The 15,518-nt window shown below is 63.9% G+C and carries 11 protein-coding genes and 1 pseudogene; 3 read left to right on the plus strand and 9 right to left on the minus strand.

Annotation, left to right across the window (positions count from 1 at the left end):
• Positions 1–252: 252 nt before the first annotated feature.
• Entirely contained in the window at positions 253–1,152 is a 900-nt protein-coding gene (locus tag YA0848_RS28790) for a PA4780 family RIO1-like protein kinase (protein ID WP_034095704.1), read from the minus strand.
• A 135-nt stretch (positions 1,153–1,287) separates the two neighbouring features.
• On the minus strand, positions 1,288–2,565 hold the full coding sequence (locus YA0848_RS28795; protein WP_034095703.1) for an acetyl-CoA C-acetyltransferase: 1,278 nt from the start codon (positions 2,563–2,565) through the stop codon (positions 1,288–1,290).
• A 117-nt stretch (positions 2,566–2,682) separates the two neighbouring features.
• Here YA0848_RS28795 and YA0848_RS28800 point away from each other — a divergent pair, with 117 nt between their 5' ends.
• Positions 2,683–4,035: a 3-oxoacyl-ACP reductase gene (locus tag YA0848_RS28800; protein WP_169902865.1), complete on the plus strand. Its 1,353-nt coding sequence runs from the start codon at positions 2,683–2,685 to the stop codon at positions 4,033–4,035.
• Positions 4,036–4,037: 2 nt separating this feature from the next.
• Entirely contained in the window at positions 4,038–4,886 is an 849-nt protein-coding gene (locus YA0848_RS28805; RefSeq protein ID WP_034111602.1) for a MaoC family dehydratase, read from the plus strand.
• Positions 4,887–4,900: 14 nt separating this feature from the next.
• Here YA0848_RS28805 and YA0848_RS28810 read toward each other — a convergent pair.
• From YA0848_RS28810 to pbpC, 6 genes and pseudogenes are all read right to left on the minus strand, one after another.
• A pseudogene (locus tag YA0848_RS28810) lies at positions 4,901–5,080 on the minus strand (response regulator); the annotation flags it as partial.
• A gap of 67 nt (positions 5,081–5,147) precedes the next feature.
• Positions 5,148–5,705, minus strand: a complete 558-nt coding sequence (locus YA0848_RS28815) for a DUF4136 domain-containing protein (RefSeq protein WP_034095700.1) — start codon at positions 5,703–5,705, stop codon at positions 5,148–5,150.
• A 45-nt stretch (positions 5,706–5,750) separates the two neighbouring features.
• Positions 5,751–6,353: a DUF4136 domain-containing protein gene (locus YA0848_RS28820; protein ID WP_034095699.1), complete on the minus strand. Its 603-nt coding sequence runs from the start codon at positions 6,351–6,353 to the stop codon at positions 5,751–5,753.
• Between the two features lie 24 nt (positions 6,354–6,377).
• Positions 6,378–7,127: a methyltransferase domain-containing protein gene (locus tag YA0848_RS28825; protein WP_034095698.1), complete on the minus strand. Its 750-nt coding sequence runs from the start codon at positions 7,125–7,127 to the stop codon at positions 6,378–6,380.
• Positions 7,120–7,428 carry a MazG-like family protein gene (locus YA0848_RS28830; protein WP_034095697.1) on the minus strand — a complete coding sequence of 103 codons (309 nt, stop codon included), beginning with the start codon at positions 7,426–7,428 and terminating at the stop codon, positions 7,120–7,122. The genes YA0848_RS28825 and YA0848_RS28830 overlap by 8 nt, the downstream gene beginning before the upstream one ends.
• A 161-nt stretch (positions 7,429–7,589) precedes the next feature.
• Positions 7,590–9,932, minus strand: a complete 2,343-nt coding sequence (gene pbpC / locus YA0848_RS28835) for a peptidoglycan glycosyltransferase PbpC (RefSeq protein ID WP_169902867.1) — start codon at positions 9,930–9,932, stop codon at positions 7,590–7,592.
• A 108-nt stretch (positions 9,933–10,040) separates the two neighbouring features.
• On the opposite strand from pbpC, the gene YA0848_RS28840 reads away from it, so the two are divergent.
• The gene (locus tag YA0848_RS28840) at positions 10,041–10,334 is read left to right on the plus strand and encodes a hypothetical protein (RefSeq protein ID WP_034095695.1); all 294 of its coding nucleotides are present in this window, start codon (positions 10,041–10,043) and stop codon (positions 10,332–10,334) included.
• Positions 10,335–10,470: 136 nt separating this feature from the next.
• On the opposite strand, the gene YA0848_RS28845 is transcribed toward YA0848_RS28840, so the two are convergent.
• Complete coding sequence (locus YA0848_RS28845; RefSeq protein WP_198712448.1) at positions 10,471–15,372, minus strand: alpha-2-macroglobulin family protein; 4,902 nt, start codon at positions 15,370–15,372, stop codon at positions 10,471–10,473.
• Positions 15,373–15,518: the final 146 nt, after the last annotated feature.

The raw sequence follows: 15,518 nt of genomic DNA on the forward strand, positions 1-15,518 counted from the left end.
GGTGATCAGGCCTGCCCTGCGCAGGGGCGCGGAGCGGCCCCCTCTCCGTACACTGTGGCGTATCAGGCAAAACCGGTTGTCAGGTTTCAGGGCCGCTTCGCAGCCCAGCGCAGGGCAAGCCTGCTCACCACAAAAAATCTCACTTTCTCAGGTTATGTTTTCTACCGAAGGTGTGTAGATACCTGTGCCGCCGGGGGCAAGTCGAATCGTCGCACCGCCCCTCCCACCTGTTGATCTGCATGCAGCCGCAGACTATTGCATCCAAGGCGGCGGTGGCGGTTCGTCGGGGACTTTGCTCGACGGCGCGTCATCCGCCGCCCGAATCGCCTGGCGACGCTCTTCATCGAGCCGCGCCGCTTCGATCTCGCGGATCACACCACCCACGTCCGCCAGTTCTTCCGGCTCGTCGAATTCACCGGTCAAGACGCTGCCAGGGTGCAAGGTGCCGGCTTCATACAACGCCCACATTTCCTTGGCGTACTTGGTCTTTTTCAACTCCGGGGCGAAGCGCCCGAAGTAGGAAGCCATGTTGCCCACATCCCGCTCCAGCATGCTGAATGCGTGGTTGTTGCCCGCCGCATCCACCGCCTGGGGCAGGTCGATGATTACCGGGCCGGTCGGCGTGAGCAGCACGTTGAACTCGGACAGGTCACCGTGCACCAGGCCGGTACACAGCATCAGCACGATCTGGGAAATCAGGAAAGCGTGATACTCGCGGGCTTGATCCGGCTCCAGCACCACGTCGTTCAGACGCGGGGCGGCATCGCCATACTCATCGGCCACCAGCTCCATCAGCAGCACGCCTTCGAGGAAGTCATACGGCTGCGGCACGCGCACACCGGCACCGGCCAAGCGGAACAACGCCGCGACTTCGGCGTTCTGCCAGGCGTCTTCGGTTTCCTTCTTGCCGAACTTTGAGCCCTTGGCCATGGCGCGGGCCTGGCGGCTGTTACGGACTTTACGGCCTTCCTGGTATTCGGATGCCTGACGAAAACTTCGTTTGTTCGCCTCCTTGTAAACCTTGGCGCAACGCAATTCGTTGCCGCAGCGCACCACATAAACAGCTGCTTCTTTCCCACTCATGAGTGGGCGCAGCACTTCGTCGACCAGACCGTCTTCGATCAGGGGTTCAATGCGTTTAGGAGTCTTCATCAGCTTTTATTGTGGGTCCTTTGTTACCAAATACGCGTATGGCACTCGTTATACGGCAATCGGCTCGCGGGTGGGAGAGGCGACTGATCTTTGCCCGTTTAAGAATGCAACCAATAGGCCAATTCCGGGGCATCGTTAACGCTCAATGATCGCGGTCACCCCTTGCCCGCCGGCGGCGCAGATCGAGATCAGCCCACGGCCCTTGCCCGCCGTCTCCAACAACTTGGCCAAGTTGGCAACAATGCGCCCGCCGGTGGCGGCAAACGGATGCCCCGCCGCCAGGGAGCTGCCTTTGACATTGAGTCGGCTGCGGTCGATGGCGCCCAACGGCGCGTCGAGGCCCAGGCGGGTCTTGCAGTAATCGGCATCTTCCCAGGCCCTGAGTGTGCACAACACTTGGGCGGCGAAGGCTTCGTGGATCTCGTAGTAATCGAAGTCCTGCAGCGTCAGACCGTTCCTGGCCAGCAGGCGCGGAACCGCATACACCGGCGCCATCAGCAAGCCTTCGGCGCCGTTGACGAAATCCACCGCAGCCGCTTCGCCATCGCGCAGGTAAGCCAGGATCGGCAGGCCACGTTCCTGAGCCCACGCCTCACTACCCAGCAGCACCAGGGAGGCGCCATCGGTCAGTGGCGTGGAATTGCCGGCGGTGAGGGTGCCCTTCTCGCTGCGTTCAAAGGCCGGTTTGAGGGCGGCGAGTTTCTCCAGCGTCAGGTCGGGGCGTAGGTTGTTGTCGCGAGTCAGGCCCAAAAACGGCGTGATCAGATCGTCGTGCCAGCCTTCGGCGTAGGCGGCGGCCATTTTCTGATGGCTCTCAAGGGCAAGTTGGTCCTGTTCGGCCCTGGGGATCTGCCAGGTCTGGGCCATCAATTCGCAGTGCTGGCCCATGGACAGGCCAGTACGCGGTTCGCCATTGCGCGGCAGCTCAGGCTTGAGGTGATGGGGACGAAGTTGTAACAGGACTTTTAATTTATCCGCCATCGACTTACTGCGATTGGCCTGCAGCAGGATCTTGCGCAACCCCTCATTCACACCGATCGGCGCGTCGGAAGTGGTGTCCACGCCGCCGGCAATGCCGCATTCGATCTGGCCCAGAGCGATTTTGTTGGCCACCAGCAGCGCCGCCTCCAGCCCGGTGCCGCAGGCTTGTTGGATGTCGTAGGCTGGGGTTTGCGGCGACAGGCGCGAGCCCAGCACGCATTCGCGGGTCAGGTTGAAATCCCGCGAATGCTTGAGTACCGCACCGGCGGCCACTTCGCCCAGGCGCAAGCCGTGCAGGTTGTAGCGTTCGATCAGACCTTCCAGGGCGGCCGTCAGCATCGCCTGGTTGCTCGCAGTAGCGTAGGGGCCATTGGAGCGGGCGAAAGGAATGCGATTTGCGCCAATGATCGCTACACGCCGCAATTGAGTCATGGAAAGCTCCCTGTGTGTGGTGGGCCGGCCGCCGTGGCCTGGAAGGATAAGCCTAGTCGAACGACTGCTACCCTGGGATGGTCAACCCTTTGAACCCCAGCCTTCGGAGAGCGTTCCATGTCTGACCGTTATATCGACTTCGCCAACTCCAGCCTCGGCCAGCGCCTGGTCGCCGCCATTGGCCTGCCGTCGCCGGGACGCCTGGAACGCTGGCAGGCCGGGCGCCTGCGGCCGGTCGAGGGCGCCTTGCTGCTCGGCGGCGGCGCACTGGCGGCCCAGGTGCTGCCGTTCGCCAACAAACTCACCGATGCCATTTACAGCTATGGCGCCGAACCGCTGGACGCCCCCACATGGATCCCCGGCCATGGCCCCAAGCTCAAAGCGGTGGTGTTCGACGCCAGCGGCCTGCAGCACACCGATTCGCTCAAGCAACTGCGCGAATTCTTTCAGCCGCTGCTGAAAAATCTCGACCATAGCGCCCACCTAGTGATTCTCGGCCGCGCTCCGGAAAGCCTCAGCGATCCGTTTGCCGCCAGTGCCCAGCGCGCCCTGGAAGGCTTCAGCCGCTCCTTGGCCAAAGAACTGCGCAATGGCGGCGTGTTGCAGTTGCTCTATGTCGGCGACGGCGCCGAGGCGCAACTGGAAGGCGCGCTGCGCTTCTTCCTATCGCCGAAGAGTGCCTACATTTCAGGCCAGGTGATTCGCCTGCAAGCCTGCGCTACCCCAGTGGAGGACTGGACCCGCCCCCTGGCGCGGCGCAAGGCCCTGGTCACCGGCGCCGCCCGTGGCATCGGCGCGGCCATCGCCGAAACCCTGGCCCGCGACGGTGCCGAGGTGATCCTGCTCGACGTGCCCCAGGCCAAGGCCGATCTGGAAGCCCTGGCCGCACGCCTGGGGGCGCGCACCGTCATCCTGGATATCTGCGCCGAAGACGCTGCCACGCAGTTGATCGAACACCTGCCCGAGGGTCTCGACATTCTGGTGCATAACGCCGGCATCACCCGCGACAAGACCCTGGCCAATATGACCCCGGAATATTGGGATGCCGTGCTGGCGGTCAATCTGAATGCGCCGCAAGTACTGACCAAAGCCCTGCTCGACAGCGGCACCCTGCGCGACAACGCCCGCGTGGTGCTGCTGGCCTCCATCAGCGGCATCGCCGGCAACCGCGGGCAAACCAATTACGCGGCGAGTAAGGCAGGTTTGATCGGCCTGGCCGAAGCCTGGGCGCCGTTGCTCAAGCAGCGGGGCATCAGCATCAATGCCGTCGCGCCCGGGTTTATCGAAACCCAGATGACCGCGCATATTCCCTTCGCCCTGCGCGAAGCCGGGCGGCGCATGAGTTCGTTGGGCCAGGGCGGGTTGCCTCAGGACGTCGCCGAGGCCGTGGCGTGGCTAGGCCAGCCAGGCTCCGGCGCGGTCAGCGGGCAAGCCCTACGGGTGTGTGGGCAAAGTCTATTGGGAGCGTGAGCATGCAGTGGCAGACCTTAAGCAACCGACCGTTCCTGCCGCCGCTGTATTGGCGTGCAGCGCTCAAGCGCAAGATCAGCGGCACCAGCCTGCCCGACCTGGGGTTGCGCTGCCGGATCAGCGTCGATCCCAAGGCGGTGGCGGCCTATCGCAAGGTGTGCGGCTTTGCCGACAGCCCGATGCTGCCGGCCACTTACCCGCATATCCTCGCCTTCGGCGTGCAGATGCAATTGCTCACCGACAAAGCGTTCCCGTTTCCCCTGCTCGGGCTGATCCACTTGAGTAACCGCATTCGCGTGCACCGCCCCTTGGGCGGCGTGGGCGAACTGTGGATTGGCGTGCACGCACAGAACCTCAAGCCACACGCCAAAGGCGCGACGTTCGACCTGATCACCACCGTCGAGGACGCCCTCGGCCTGCTGTGGGAAGGCGAGAGCCGCATGCTGTGCCGAGGCGTGAAGCTGTCAGGCCCGGCAGAGGATGAGCCTCTGCCCACGCCCGCCCAGGTCAGCGAACTGACGCGCTGGAACGCCCCCAGCGACATCGGCCGCCGCTACGCACGGGTGTCCGGCGACTACAACCCGATCCACCTCAGCGCCCTCACCGCCAGACTGTTCGGGTTTCCCCAGGCCATCGCCCATGGTTTATGGAACAAGGCGCGCAGCCTGGCGGCCCTGGGTGAGCATCTGCCTGCGGCCAATATCGAACTGTTTGTGGAGTTCAGAAAACCGGTGCGGCTGCCCAGCGAAGTGCACCTATCGGCCAGCGCCGCCGGTTCTAGTGGCGAGTGGGTGTTAAACGGTGCGGGCGGGATTGAGCATATGGTCGGCAGGTGGCAGCCCATCGGCTGAGCACCGTTGGCCGCTCAAGGCTTGAACCCTGTGACGTGTTTGGGAAGCAGGCTGTTCAACGTATCGACCAGCCGCGCCAGATAGATCGGTTTGCGAAACAGGTCCAGCACTTGCAAGCGCAGCAAGTCGCTGAGTTCATCCATCTCGGCATGACCGGACATAACGATCACCGGCAAGTGCGAGCGGTCCGCGTGTACTGTCCGTAGGTCGGTGGAATGAAGACAAAGATACGGGGGCTGCCGCGCAGCCCCCGGTGATCGATCAGTGGGGCGGATAGCTGGAGAGGATGCGCGTGACCGTGGTGCGGATCGCGTTATTGCGGTCTTGCGGGTTCGGGGTGCTGCTCATCAGTTGTTCATCGCTGCCGCGCCACACCAGTTTGCCGTCCCTGCCGTCCAGCAGGTCGATCTGGATGGTCGCCACTTTATAGGTGACGCTGCGGGTTTCGTTGTACATCGGCGCGCCCCAATAGCCGTTCCATGGACCGCCCCAGGCGCCGCCGTAGTTGGTGGTGACTTGCTGCTGGCGGTCTTCGACGATCAGGTAAGCCTGTACGTTCACGTCTGCCTTGGCGCCGGCAGCGGCCGGGCGCAAGCCGCGCTGGTCAAGTTGCTCGCCGACGGCTTGGCGGATGCGCTGCTCGGTGAGGTCGCTTTTGATGCGCGGATCATCGGGGCGGTATTGCAGGGCGGGGTCTTTCCAAGCCCAACTGCGGTAAGCACCGAAGTCCCGGCTGGCATCGAAGTCGTGGTTGACTTGGCTGGTCTGGCAACCGCTCAGCAGCACAGCAAACGCAAGCGTAGCGATACGACGAAACATGGTGGTTCTCCAAAAAGCGGCAGACACGTTAAATGAGAATAGCGGTTAACGCGGCGGATACGCGGCCATGGCCTTTTGTACCGCCTGGCGCAGCGCATCGGCCCGCTCGCTGAGGCTGCCCTGGCTGCTGGTTTCCGCGCTGGCGCTCCACACCGGCTGGCCGCTGCGGGCATCGAACAGGTTGATGCGAACCACCACCACTTGCACTTCATAGGTGCGCACCACCGGCACGCTGTTATACATGCCGTAGCCTGGACCATAGCGGTTATAGCCGCCGTAACCATAGCCGTAATCATCCTGGACTTGGCGCAGGCGCTTCTCCTGGCGAACATCGGCGCTCACCAGCAGGTCCGCCGGGCGGTTGTCATGCAGCGGGCGCAGGCCGCGCTGGTCGAGGGCCCCGCTGACCGCTTCGGCGATCTGCGCCGAATCGGCCCACGCGGTGCCCGCCGGCAGTTGGCCATTGCGCCAAGCCCAATTGCGGTAAGCGCCGTAGTCACGCATCGGCGCCGGGTAGGCACTGGCATCGAACGTGGTGGCGGCCTGGGGCGGTGCCGGCGGGATCGGGGCCGAAGCGGCCACGTAAGGGTTGGGGCTGGAGCATGCTCCGAGCCCGAGGGACAGCAGGATCAAACACAGACGACGCATTTCGACCTCCGCAGACTGAACCGCTTAAACCGGACGGCAGATCCAGTGCAAATAACGCCCAAGTCCGGCAAAGCTTGGGTGACGACGATGAGCGAGCTCCATCTCGACAAGATCCTGCAAGGCGGCGCGGGCCTGGAACTCCACTGGCATATAGTCGTGGAACACCCGCACGCCACTTTGGCTTTCGACCTGCCACAACCCTTCGAGTTGCGCCGCCAGCTCTCGCGGGTCGAGGGGCTGTTGCGGAGTAAGGCTTTGCTTTTCGCCGGCCATGTCGTTCTTGCGCATTTTGCGGAAATGGCCTTTGAGCAGGTTGCGGTAGATCAGCGCATCGCGGTTGTAGAACGCCAGGGACAACCAGCCCCCCGGCGCGGTCAGCTGATGCAACACCGGCAGGATGGCGTGGGGTTCGGCCAGCCATTCCAGCACGGCGTGGCAAAGCACCAGGTCATAGGGTTCGGTGAGCTGGCCGAGCAGTTCCTGCCACGGTGCGTGAATGAAGATAGCGCTCTGTCCGGCTTCGGCGAAGCGTTGGCGAGCACCTTCGAGCATCGGCGCGGCGGGTTCGGCCAGCGTCACCTGATGCCCACGCTCGGCCAGCCACAGGGACATATGCCCGAGCCCGGCACCGATATCCAGCACGCGCAAAGGGCGCTGCGGCAAGGCTTCGGCCAGGTCGGCCTGCAACACCGCCAGGCGGATCGCGCCTTTGGCGCCGCCATAGATTTTTTCGGCAAAGCGCGTGGCCAGTTGGTCGAAGTGACGGTCACTCATGGATAAACCGCCGTTCGCTATCGGCCAGTTTGGCGCGCACCACCTCGTTCATGTCCAGGCCCAGCTCACTGCACAGCAACAACAGATACAACACAATATCGCCGACTTCCTGGCCAGCGTGGGCGAGTTTGTCGGCGGGCAATTGGCGGGATTGGTCTTCGGTGAGCCATTGGAAGATTTCCACCAACTCGGCCATTTCCACACTGGCGGCCATGGCCAGGTTTTTCGGGCTGTGAAACTGTTTCCAGTCGTTGGTATCGCGGATGCGATGCAGGCGTTCGGTGAGATGTTCGAGGTTCATGGGGCGGGCTCCTGAAGGTGTATAGCTTCGGGGGGATGAGCGTTGAAGGCAAGTGAATCACCTGGGATGGCCTTCAGGCCGCCATCGGGGGCAAGCCCCCTCCCACATTTGAATGCATTCACCTATCAAAAAGTGGGAGGGGGCTTGCCCCCGATGAGGTCCTAATCCACCACGCTGAATTCAAGCCTGGCGGTTTGACCGGCCTCATCCAGCACACTGAGCTGGTAGCGGCCCAAGCGCTCGAAACTGGCATTGATGCTGTCCTGGTTGGCACTGTCGCCCAGTGGCGCGCCGTTGAGGAACCACCAGCGCCGGCCGCTGCCGCCCAGGGCGGATAGCTTCAACTGCAAAGCCTGCTGGCTGCCGGCCGGCAGGCGCAGTTGGTCGCCTTCGCGCACGCCGACAATCGACAGCGGTGAAGAGGCCGCCAAGGCCGGTGGCGGGCAGTCCGGGTCGGCCGCCGGGATGCGTGCTTCACGGCGTTCGGCCCTGGGCAACCAGGGCTCCAGCGGCGCGGGCCATAGGGCGATATTCCTGGCCTGCGCGCCGGGGCAGTGGGCATCCACTCGCAAGCCTTTGGCGTTGACCCACACGTTTTCCATCAGCCCTACGCTGAGCGGTTGATCCAAGGCCTGTAAGGTCGGCGGCGTGGTGTTGTCCAGAGTCCAAGCAAAGCGCTGGCGTCGGCAATTGGGGTCCGTGCGGCTCATGGGCTGGCCCAGTGGCCAACAGATCGCCGCCACGCCGACATTGGCCGGCACCGCTTTGACCGGCGCGCTGATACCGCGCTGGCTGTCGCGGTTGGTCAGCACATCGTGCACCTGCAGCATCAATGGCGCCGCCGACGCCAGACCGAACTGACCGGGCACGGGCGTGCCGTCCGGGCGGCCGATCCAGATGCCGATCAAGTAGCGCGGCCCCACACCAATCGCCCAGGCATCGCGAAAGCCGTAGCTGGTGCCGGTTTTCCAGGCCAGCACCGGGCGCTGGACCAACTCGGCGCGCGGGTCGCGATCCGGCCGGGCCTGGCCGCTGAGGATGCGCCGCACAATCCAGGCGGCGCCTGGCGACAGTAACGGCCGTTCTCTGAGCGTATCGTCCGGTTGAAAGCGCAAAGTGGCGCTCTTGCCGTCGCGGGCGAAAGCGCTGTAGCCGCTCACCAGATCCTCCAGGCGGCTGCCGGCGCCGCCCAGGATCAGCGCCAAATTCGGCTCGGCCAGCGCCGGCAGCGCCAGGGGCACGCCGCCGATGCGCATCTGCGCGGCAAAACGCTTGGGCCCGTAGGCTTCCAGCAACTGCACCGCCGGCAGGTTGAGGGAACTGGACAGCGCCGTGCTCGCCGGCACCGCACCGGTAAAGCCCATGGAAAAGTTGCCCGGGCGGTAATCGCCGTAGCGCCGAGGCACGTCCTGCAGCAGCGACTCGGAATGAATCAAGCCGTCGTCCAGCGCCATGCCGTACAGGAAAGGCTTCAAGGTGGAGCCTGGCGAGCGCAAGGCGCTGACCATGTCCACATGCCCGAAGCGCCTGGCATCGTTGATGTCCACCGAACCCAAGTAGGCGCGCACCGCCATGGTTTCTTCTTCTACCACCAGGATCGCAGCCGAGGTGTGCTCCGGCAGACGCGCGCGCCAACCCAGCAGCAGGTCTTCCAGACGGCGCTGCAAGGAGGCGTCCAGGGTGGTGCGGATCAACGGCGGGCTGTCGGGACGGTTCAGGCGTCGCGCAAGCAACGGTGCCAGGCTGGGCTCCTGGCGTGGGGCGAGCAGCAGCGGTTCTTCCAGGGCTTCATCGACTGCCGTTTGCGGCCATACCTGGAATTCGGCGAGGCGCCGCAGCACCTTATCGCGGGCCTGCTGCGCACGTTGCGGATGGCGGTCCGGCCGCAGGCGGCTGGGCGCCTGTGGTAATACCGCCAGCAACGCGGCCTCGGCGTGGGTCAACTGCGCCGGGGATTTGCCCAGGTACGCCCAACTGGCCGCCGCCACGCCCTGCAAGGTGCCACCGAAGGGCGCGCGGTTGAGGTACAGGTTGAGGATCTCGGCCTTGGACAGGTGCCACTCCAACTGGGCTGTGCGCCACAGCTGACGCAATTTGCCATGCAAGGTGCGCGAGTGCGGGTCCAGCAGGCGCGCCACCTGCATCGACAGGGTGCTGCCACCCGACACCACCCGTTCCCCTGCCAGGTTCTGCCAGGTCGCCCGCACCAACGCCAGCGGGTTCACCCCCGGATGCTGATAAAACCAGCGGTCTTCATAGGTGAGCAGCGCATCGAGGTAATACGGCGACACCTCATTGGTCTGCACCGGATAGCGCCACACGCCGTCGGCATCGGCAAACCGCCATAACGGCGTGCCATCCTCGGCCAGCACCACCCGCGCCAAATCATCCTGAGGCAGCGGCAAGGGCCAGATGCGGTCAGCCAGCCACAGCAGCGCAATCACTGACAGCACAGCACCCAAAAACCAGCGCAGCAACCGTGGGAGCCGAGTGAATCCAGCCATGAATAAACGAAACCTCAAACCGGCAAACCTCTATGCTTGTGGGGAACTAGCCCGCTGCAATAACAACCAAAGGCACACACCCGCCCACCTTCTGATCAGGACACATATATGCAGGTAGAAAGCTTCTTCGAATGGCTGGGCCAGGCGCTCGGTTCCGTCATCCGCTTTATCGTCGACGGCCTCAGCGGACTGTTCGGCGCCCTGACCCACGCCGGCAGCAACTTCGTCGAAGGCCTGTCCCGCACCTTGGGCATGGACACTTCGATCATCAGCATCATCACCCTGATCATCGGCCTGATGCTGCTCTACTCGGCCGTACGCGCCTTTATGCGGGCGTCGATAATCATGGGCATCATCTGGCTGATGCTCGGCCTGTGGCTGCTCAGTTGGGTCGTGCATTAACGTTAAGCAGGCCACAGCCCCCTGTGGGAGGGGGCTTGCCCCGATAGCAGCGTTCCAGTCAACGCACCTGGCAACTGACCCACCGCCATCGGGAGCAAGCTCCCTCTCACATTAGCGCCGATTCCGAGTTGAGAAATCAGCGCCCCTTGATCACCAGATCCGCCGGGGTCTCACCCACCGCCTGCCAGTTCGGCCGATACATCGACTCCACCTGCGGCGGCGGCACGCGATAGGTGCCCGGGGTTACGGCACGCGCCAGGTACAGCAGGTGCGTGGTGACATCGCTGTCCAGACTCAAGGCCGCCACGTAGCGGTCATCGCGGAACTCCTGGTGCTTGAGCGATGCGTTCTGCATCGACTCACGCCACTCCTTCACTTGGCTGCTGGCGTTTTCCAGGCTGGCGGCGCTTTGTGCCAGGTTCTGGTTTTCCAGCTCCAGGCCTGCGGGGAGCAAATCCACCACCAGAGCGTCCGGCACCCGTTGCTTGGCTTTAACTGCCACATGCACCAGCACCAGGTCGCCGCTGTTGAGGTTGCGCAGGTTCAACGGCTGGCCATTCATGCCCAGGTACTCGCGGCGGATGCTCAGGTTGTCGCCCCCCGGTGCCGGCGGGACTTGTGGGTAACCGTAGATCGTCAGTTGCTGATACACCGGCGTCTCTCCCTGATTGCTCAGGGCCAGGTCGGCGGACAGCAGCTTGCCGTCCAATGCCAGTGTCGACTGCTGATTATTTAACTCATGCACCCCGCCGCTGCCGGTAAGCGACACTTGCCAGTTGGCCTCCGGTTGCGCGAACCCCAGACGCCCGGCGAGGAACAGCGAATTGCGCTCCTGGGTCGACAGATACGGGCTGGCCGCCAATTGATCCGACAAGGTAAACAGCCGCTCCTCGCGCTTGCCCTTGGCTAGGTCGTTTTCTTCAAGCAGCGCCAGGATCATCGCCTGATCGCGCAATGGGCTGCCGTAATCGGCCAGCCAATCCTTGTTACTGCGCTGCGCGGCAAGGCCGGCGAGCAAGGCTTGATCGGCACGCGGTTGGTCGCCCATTTTCTGCAGGGCAATCGCCAACTGCACCAACGGCAACCCCGAGCGCGCATCGCTGCGCCGCTCGAACAGACTGCGCAACGCCCCCAACGGCGCCTGCTGGCTGCGCGCCAGGACCATGCCGGCATAAGCCTGCACGGCGAAGCGGGTGTGGTCGGCGTTGTCGCTGTAGTCGACGTCGATCAGGTTGCGCTCCTGCACATAACGCAGCAGGCGCTCGCTGGCTTTTTTCAGGGCCTCGGCCGGTACGGCAAAACCCTGGTCACGGGCGCGCAGCAGGAAATCGGTGACGTATGCGGTCAGCCAATATTCCTCTTCGCCATCGGCACCCCACAGGCCAAAGCTGCCGTTGTAGCGCTGCATGCCCAGCAGGCGTTCGATGCCCAGTTCGATTTTGCGCTTGCGCTCGGCGTCCGACTCACCCTTGATACCCAGGCGCTTGAGCAACGCGTCATCGGCATACAGCGAGGGATACAGGCCGCTGGCGGTCTGCTCCAGGCAACCATAGGGATAGGCCTTGAGCGCACTGATCTGCGCGCCCAGGTTCAACGGCGGCCGGCTCGACAGGCTCAGCAAGGCTTCACGCCCCGAGGCATCGAATTGATCCAGCGTGCCAACGGGCAACTTCCACGGTTCGCTTTTGAGCACCGCGCGATAATGCTTGAGCAGCGCCGGGTAGGCTGGGCGCACGCCCAACGTCCATTCGCGGCTGAACGGCGGCAGCTGTTCGCCCGGCAGGTCCAGGCCATTGACGGTCACTTTGAGCTTGCCCTGCCCCAGCCCACCCCAGGCTTTCACCGGGATGCGCAGCGTGGTGCGCTGGCCTTGCTTGAGTTCGACCGATTGCGCGCCGGCATCGACCAGTTCCAACTGGCCTTCGGCACTCAGTTGCACATCGAGCTTCTGCGCCTTGCCCGACAGGTTGGACAGGTCCAACGCCAGGCTCGTCTGGTCGCCGCCGGCCAGGAAGCGCGGCGCCGACAGTTCGGCCACCAGCGGCGCGGCGACTACGGTCTTGGCTTCGGCCATGCCGTAGCGGTCATCGCTCCAAGCCTGGGCCATCAGGCGCAACTCGCCGTTGAAATCAGGAATATTGACGCTGACTTCACCCTCGCCCTTGTCATTCAACGTCACCGGCGCGCTTTGCAGCGCCACGATGGTCAGGCTGGTGTCGGGGCGTTTGCCACCTTTGGCCAACGCCGCGTCACCGCCGAACGCCAGGCTGGCCAGACGGCCCTGGCCGGCTTCGATCAACTGGCCGTAGATGTCGAACTGATCCACGCCATAAGCCTTACGGCCGAACAGGCTGGCGTACGGGTCGGGCGTCGGATATTCGGTGATATTGAGGATGCCCACGTCCACCGCTGCCACCAGCACATGTACTTGTTTAGGCACGCTGCCATCGGCATTCCGGGCGGCGACCTTCACCGTGAGCGGTTGCTTGGGACGCATTTTTTCCGGAGCGCTGAGGGTCACGCCGAGCTTGCGCTGGGTGCGATCCAGGGGCAAGTGCAGCAGGCCCACCGCGCGTTTCGGGGTGATATTGGCTTTGCGCTCGCCGGGACGAATCACCAAGGCGCTGACATACAGGTCATGGCGCGACCATTTCGGGTCAAGCTTCACGGCAAAACTCTTGCCTTCGGCCGGCACGTCGATTTCCTGCCACCACAGCGGCCCTTCGGCGGATTCCACCAGCAAGTAGCCCTTACCGGCGGCCGGCGGCGTGACCGTGATGTTAGCGGTATCGCCATCGCCATAGGCTGGCTTATCCAGCGCCAGCTTGACCTGATCGGGGCGCACGGCGCCGCCTTCGGTGTTGTCCTGGGCCTGATAACCGGCCCAGAAACGCAGGCTGCTGACTAGGCCGGTCTGCGGGTCTTCGACCTCCACGCGATACGGCCCCCACTCCACCTGGAAGCTGACCTTGGCGGTATCACCGGCCTTGATGTTGAGGGTCTGCTCGTCGAGGTTGAGGAATTTCTCGTTGTAGTGGTAGCTCCAGCCGTCGTTGTCGGAGTAGTTCCAGTAGTAGTCACGGCGTTCGCGCACCAGGCGCACTTTGAGGTTGGGCGCGGCAAGCTTCTGGCCGTCCTGGTTGGCCAGCAACACTTCGAACTCCGCCGGGCCGTCGCCATTGGTTTCCTTGCCGTCAAACAGCCCGCGCAGGCCCGGCAGTTGCCTGGCCGGCCAGATCGGCTGCACCAGGCGCCGTGTGATCGGCCGCCCGCCCGACTCATGCAGGCTGGCCTGCACGATCAGTTGCAGCGGCGACTTGGCCTCGGCCCACTTGCTCTCCAGGCTCAGGACCTCCTGGCCCTTGGCGTCGAGCACGTTCTCGTCGATCTCGAAATCCTGGCTCAGGTCCTCCTCGGTGACGGAACCGAACTCGTAGCCCGGCAGCGACTTGACCGCCTCGCGCAACGGCCGCACATAAACCTGGCCGCTCACCCGGTTACCCGAGGCAGGCGCGCCGTAGAGGTAGCGCCCCGTGAGCTGGATTTGCGGGCTGTCCGCCGGGCTCAACGGCGTGTCGCTGCCCTTGAGTTCCAGGGCCAAGCGTTCGGGCAGGAAGTCTTCAACGAGGAATTCGTACAACTGCGGCTTGCCGTCGCCCAGGTCGAACACCAGTTGCCAGCGCCCGGTCGGCGCTTCGCCGGCCAATTGCAGGGCGTATTGATAGAGGCCGGACGCATCGGCATCCCACACGAATTTGCGGCTGACCTGTTCATCCGGACGACGCACTTCGACGCTCACCGGCTGCGGCTTGACCGTGTTGCCGTCCTTGTCCCGCAGCAACGCGTTGAGCAGCACGGTTTCGCCTGGGCGATACAGGTCGCGCGGGCCGAACACAAAGAACTGCAAGGGGTGGGACGGCTGGCCGCCGATGTCGAATTCGGCCAGGTCCAGCGCGGCGCTATCCAGGCGCAACAGGCTGGTCTGCTCACCCTGTTTGGCCAACAACACCTGGGCTTTTTTCGGCAGCGGCAACTGCGCGTGGCCGCCCTTTTCGGTCTTGCCCTCGGCCAGCACGCGGCCATCGCCGTCCAGCACTTCCAGGTCCACGTCATCCAGGGCTTTGCCGCCTTCCAGGGCTTGGGTAAAGACGTCGAGGCGATTGCTGTAGCGGTGCACCGACAGGCCAATGTCGCTCAGGGTGAACAGCGTGGCCGGTTGGGAATAGTTATAAGTGCCCGACGCACGCATCACCGCCAGATATACGCCCGGCTGCTGCAATTGCTTGAGGCCAGCGATCGGCAGCAGCAGGGTTTCGCGGGTATTGCGCGCAGGGTTCAAATCGAAACGCCCGCCGTAGACCAGATCGGCCATGGGCAGCAACTCGCGGGATTCGTAACTTTGCAGGCTGGTATTGCGCCCCCACTGCGCCAGGAACGACGGCAGGGACTCGGGCTTGATGCGGAAGAATTCGACGTCGATTTTGTCGACGTTCAGCGCGATCACCGGCAGGCCCTCGGCCAGGCGCGTCGGCAGCAGGGTGCCGCGACTGGCGAAGCCGACGGTGGCTTGCAGGTCGCGGGTTTCCAGGCGGGCGATGTACTCGGCGGCGAGTTTATTATCGTTGACGGCCTTGAGCCCGGCGTCGACGGTGAGCACCAGTTTGCGCTGCGGTTCGAGGTGACGCAGGCGCAATTCCATCAGGTTATCGGAGAGTTCCCAGGCGCCGTCGACCTTGCCGGACTTACTGTCGACCAGGTGCAGCTTGTCGGCAAACTTCTGCTCCGGGTCCAGGGGAATGGAGAAGCTCACCGATAGCGTGCTGGCACCGTCCAACTGCACCTCGGACACGTCTACCACGCTTAATTCACGCCCGGCATAGCGCTGCTTCAGCGCCGCCACATCCACCGCCGCTTTGATCGGCTTGGGGGCGGTGCTGGTGGTCGCCACGGGTGCGGTGGGCGCAGTGGGTTTATCGGAAGAATCGCAGGCGCTCAGCAGGGCCAGGGCGCAGGCCAGGAACAATCCTTTGTTAAGCATGGGGCACTCGTTGTCAGAGGGAACCGGGGGTGTGAACTATATATCAGCCCGAGCGGGGCCGATGTGGTGCTGGTCACATTGACCGACGGAGGGTGGGTTGGTTCGCAGCCGTTTGAACCCCCCAGCCAAATCCCACAGCTACCTCC

This window comes from Pseudomonas sp. S4_EA_1b, assembly GCF_016307435.1.
In the GTDB taxonomy this organism is placed as follows: Bacteria; Pseudomonadota; Gammaproteobacteria; order Pseudomonadales; family Pseudomonadaceae; genus Aquipseudomonas; species Aquipseudomonas rhodesiae.

What these genes read in the sequence shown, in the direction of transcription:
- YA0848_RS28800 (WP_169902865.1), top strand. Translation starts at nt 2,683, where the DNA reads ATGTCTGACCGTTATATCGACTTCGCCAACTCCAGCCTCGGCCAGCGC.
- YA0848_RS28790 (WP_034095704.1), bottom strand. Translation starts at nt 1,152, where the DNA reads ATGAAGACTCCTAAACGCATTGAACCCCTGATCGAAGACGGTCTGGTC.
- YA0848_RS28845 (WP_198712448.1), bottom strand. Translation starts at nt 15,372, where the DNA reads ATGCTTAACAAAGGATTGTTCCTGGCCTGCGCCCTGGCCCTGCTGAGC.
- YA0848_RS28815 (WP_034095700.1), bottom strand. Translation starts at nt 5,705, where the DNA reads ATGTTTCGTCGTATCGCTACGCTTGCGTTTGCTGTGCTGCTGAGCGGT.
- YA0848_RS28830 (WP_034095697.1), bottom strand. Translation starts at nt 7,428, where the DNA reads ATGAACCTCGAACATCTCACCGAACGCCTGCATCGCATCCGCGATACC.
- YA0848_RS28795 (WP_034095703.1), bottom strand. Translation starts at nt 2,565, where the DNA reads ATGACTCAATTGCGGCGTGTAGCGATCATTGGCGCAAATCGCATTCCT.
- YA0848_RS28825 (WP_034095698.1), bottom strand. Translation starts at nt 7,127, where the DNA reads ATGAGTGACCGTCACTTCGACCAACTGGCCACGCGCTTTGCCGAAAAA.
- pbpC (WP_169902867.1), bottom strand. Translation starts at nt 9,932, where the DNA reads ATGGCTGGATTCACTCGGCTCCCACGGTTGCTGCGCTGGTTTTTGGGT.
- YA0848_RS28820 (WP_034095699.1), bottom strand. Translation starts at nt 6,353, where the DNA reads ATGCGTCGTCTGTGTTTGATCCTGCTGTCCCTCGGGCTCGGAGCATGC.
- YA0848_RS28840 (WP_034095695.1), top strand. Translation starts at nt 10,041, where the DNA reads ATGCAGGTAGAAAGCTTCTTCGAATGGCTGGGCCAGGCGCTCGGTTCC.
- YA0848_RS28805 (WP_034111602.1), top strand. Translation starts at nt 4,038, where the DNA reads ATGCAGTGGCAGACCTTAAGCAACCGACCGTTCCTGCCGCCGCTGTAT.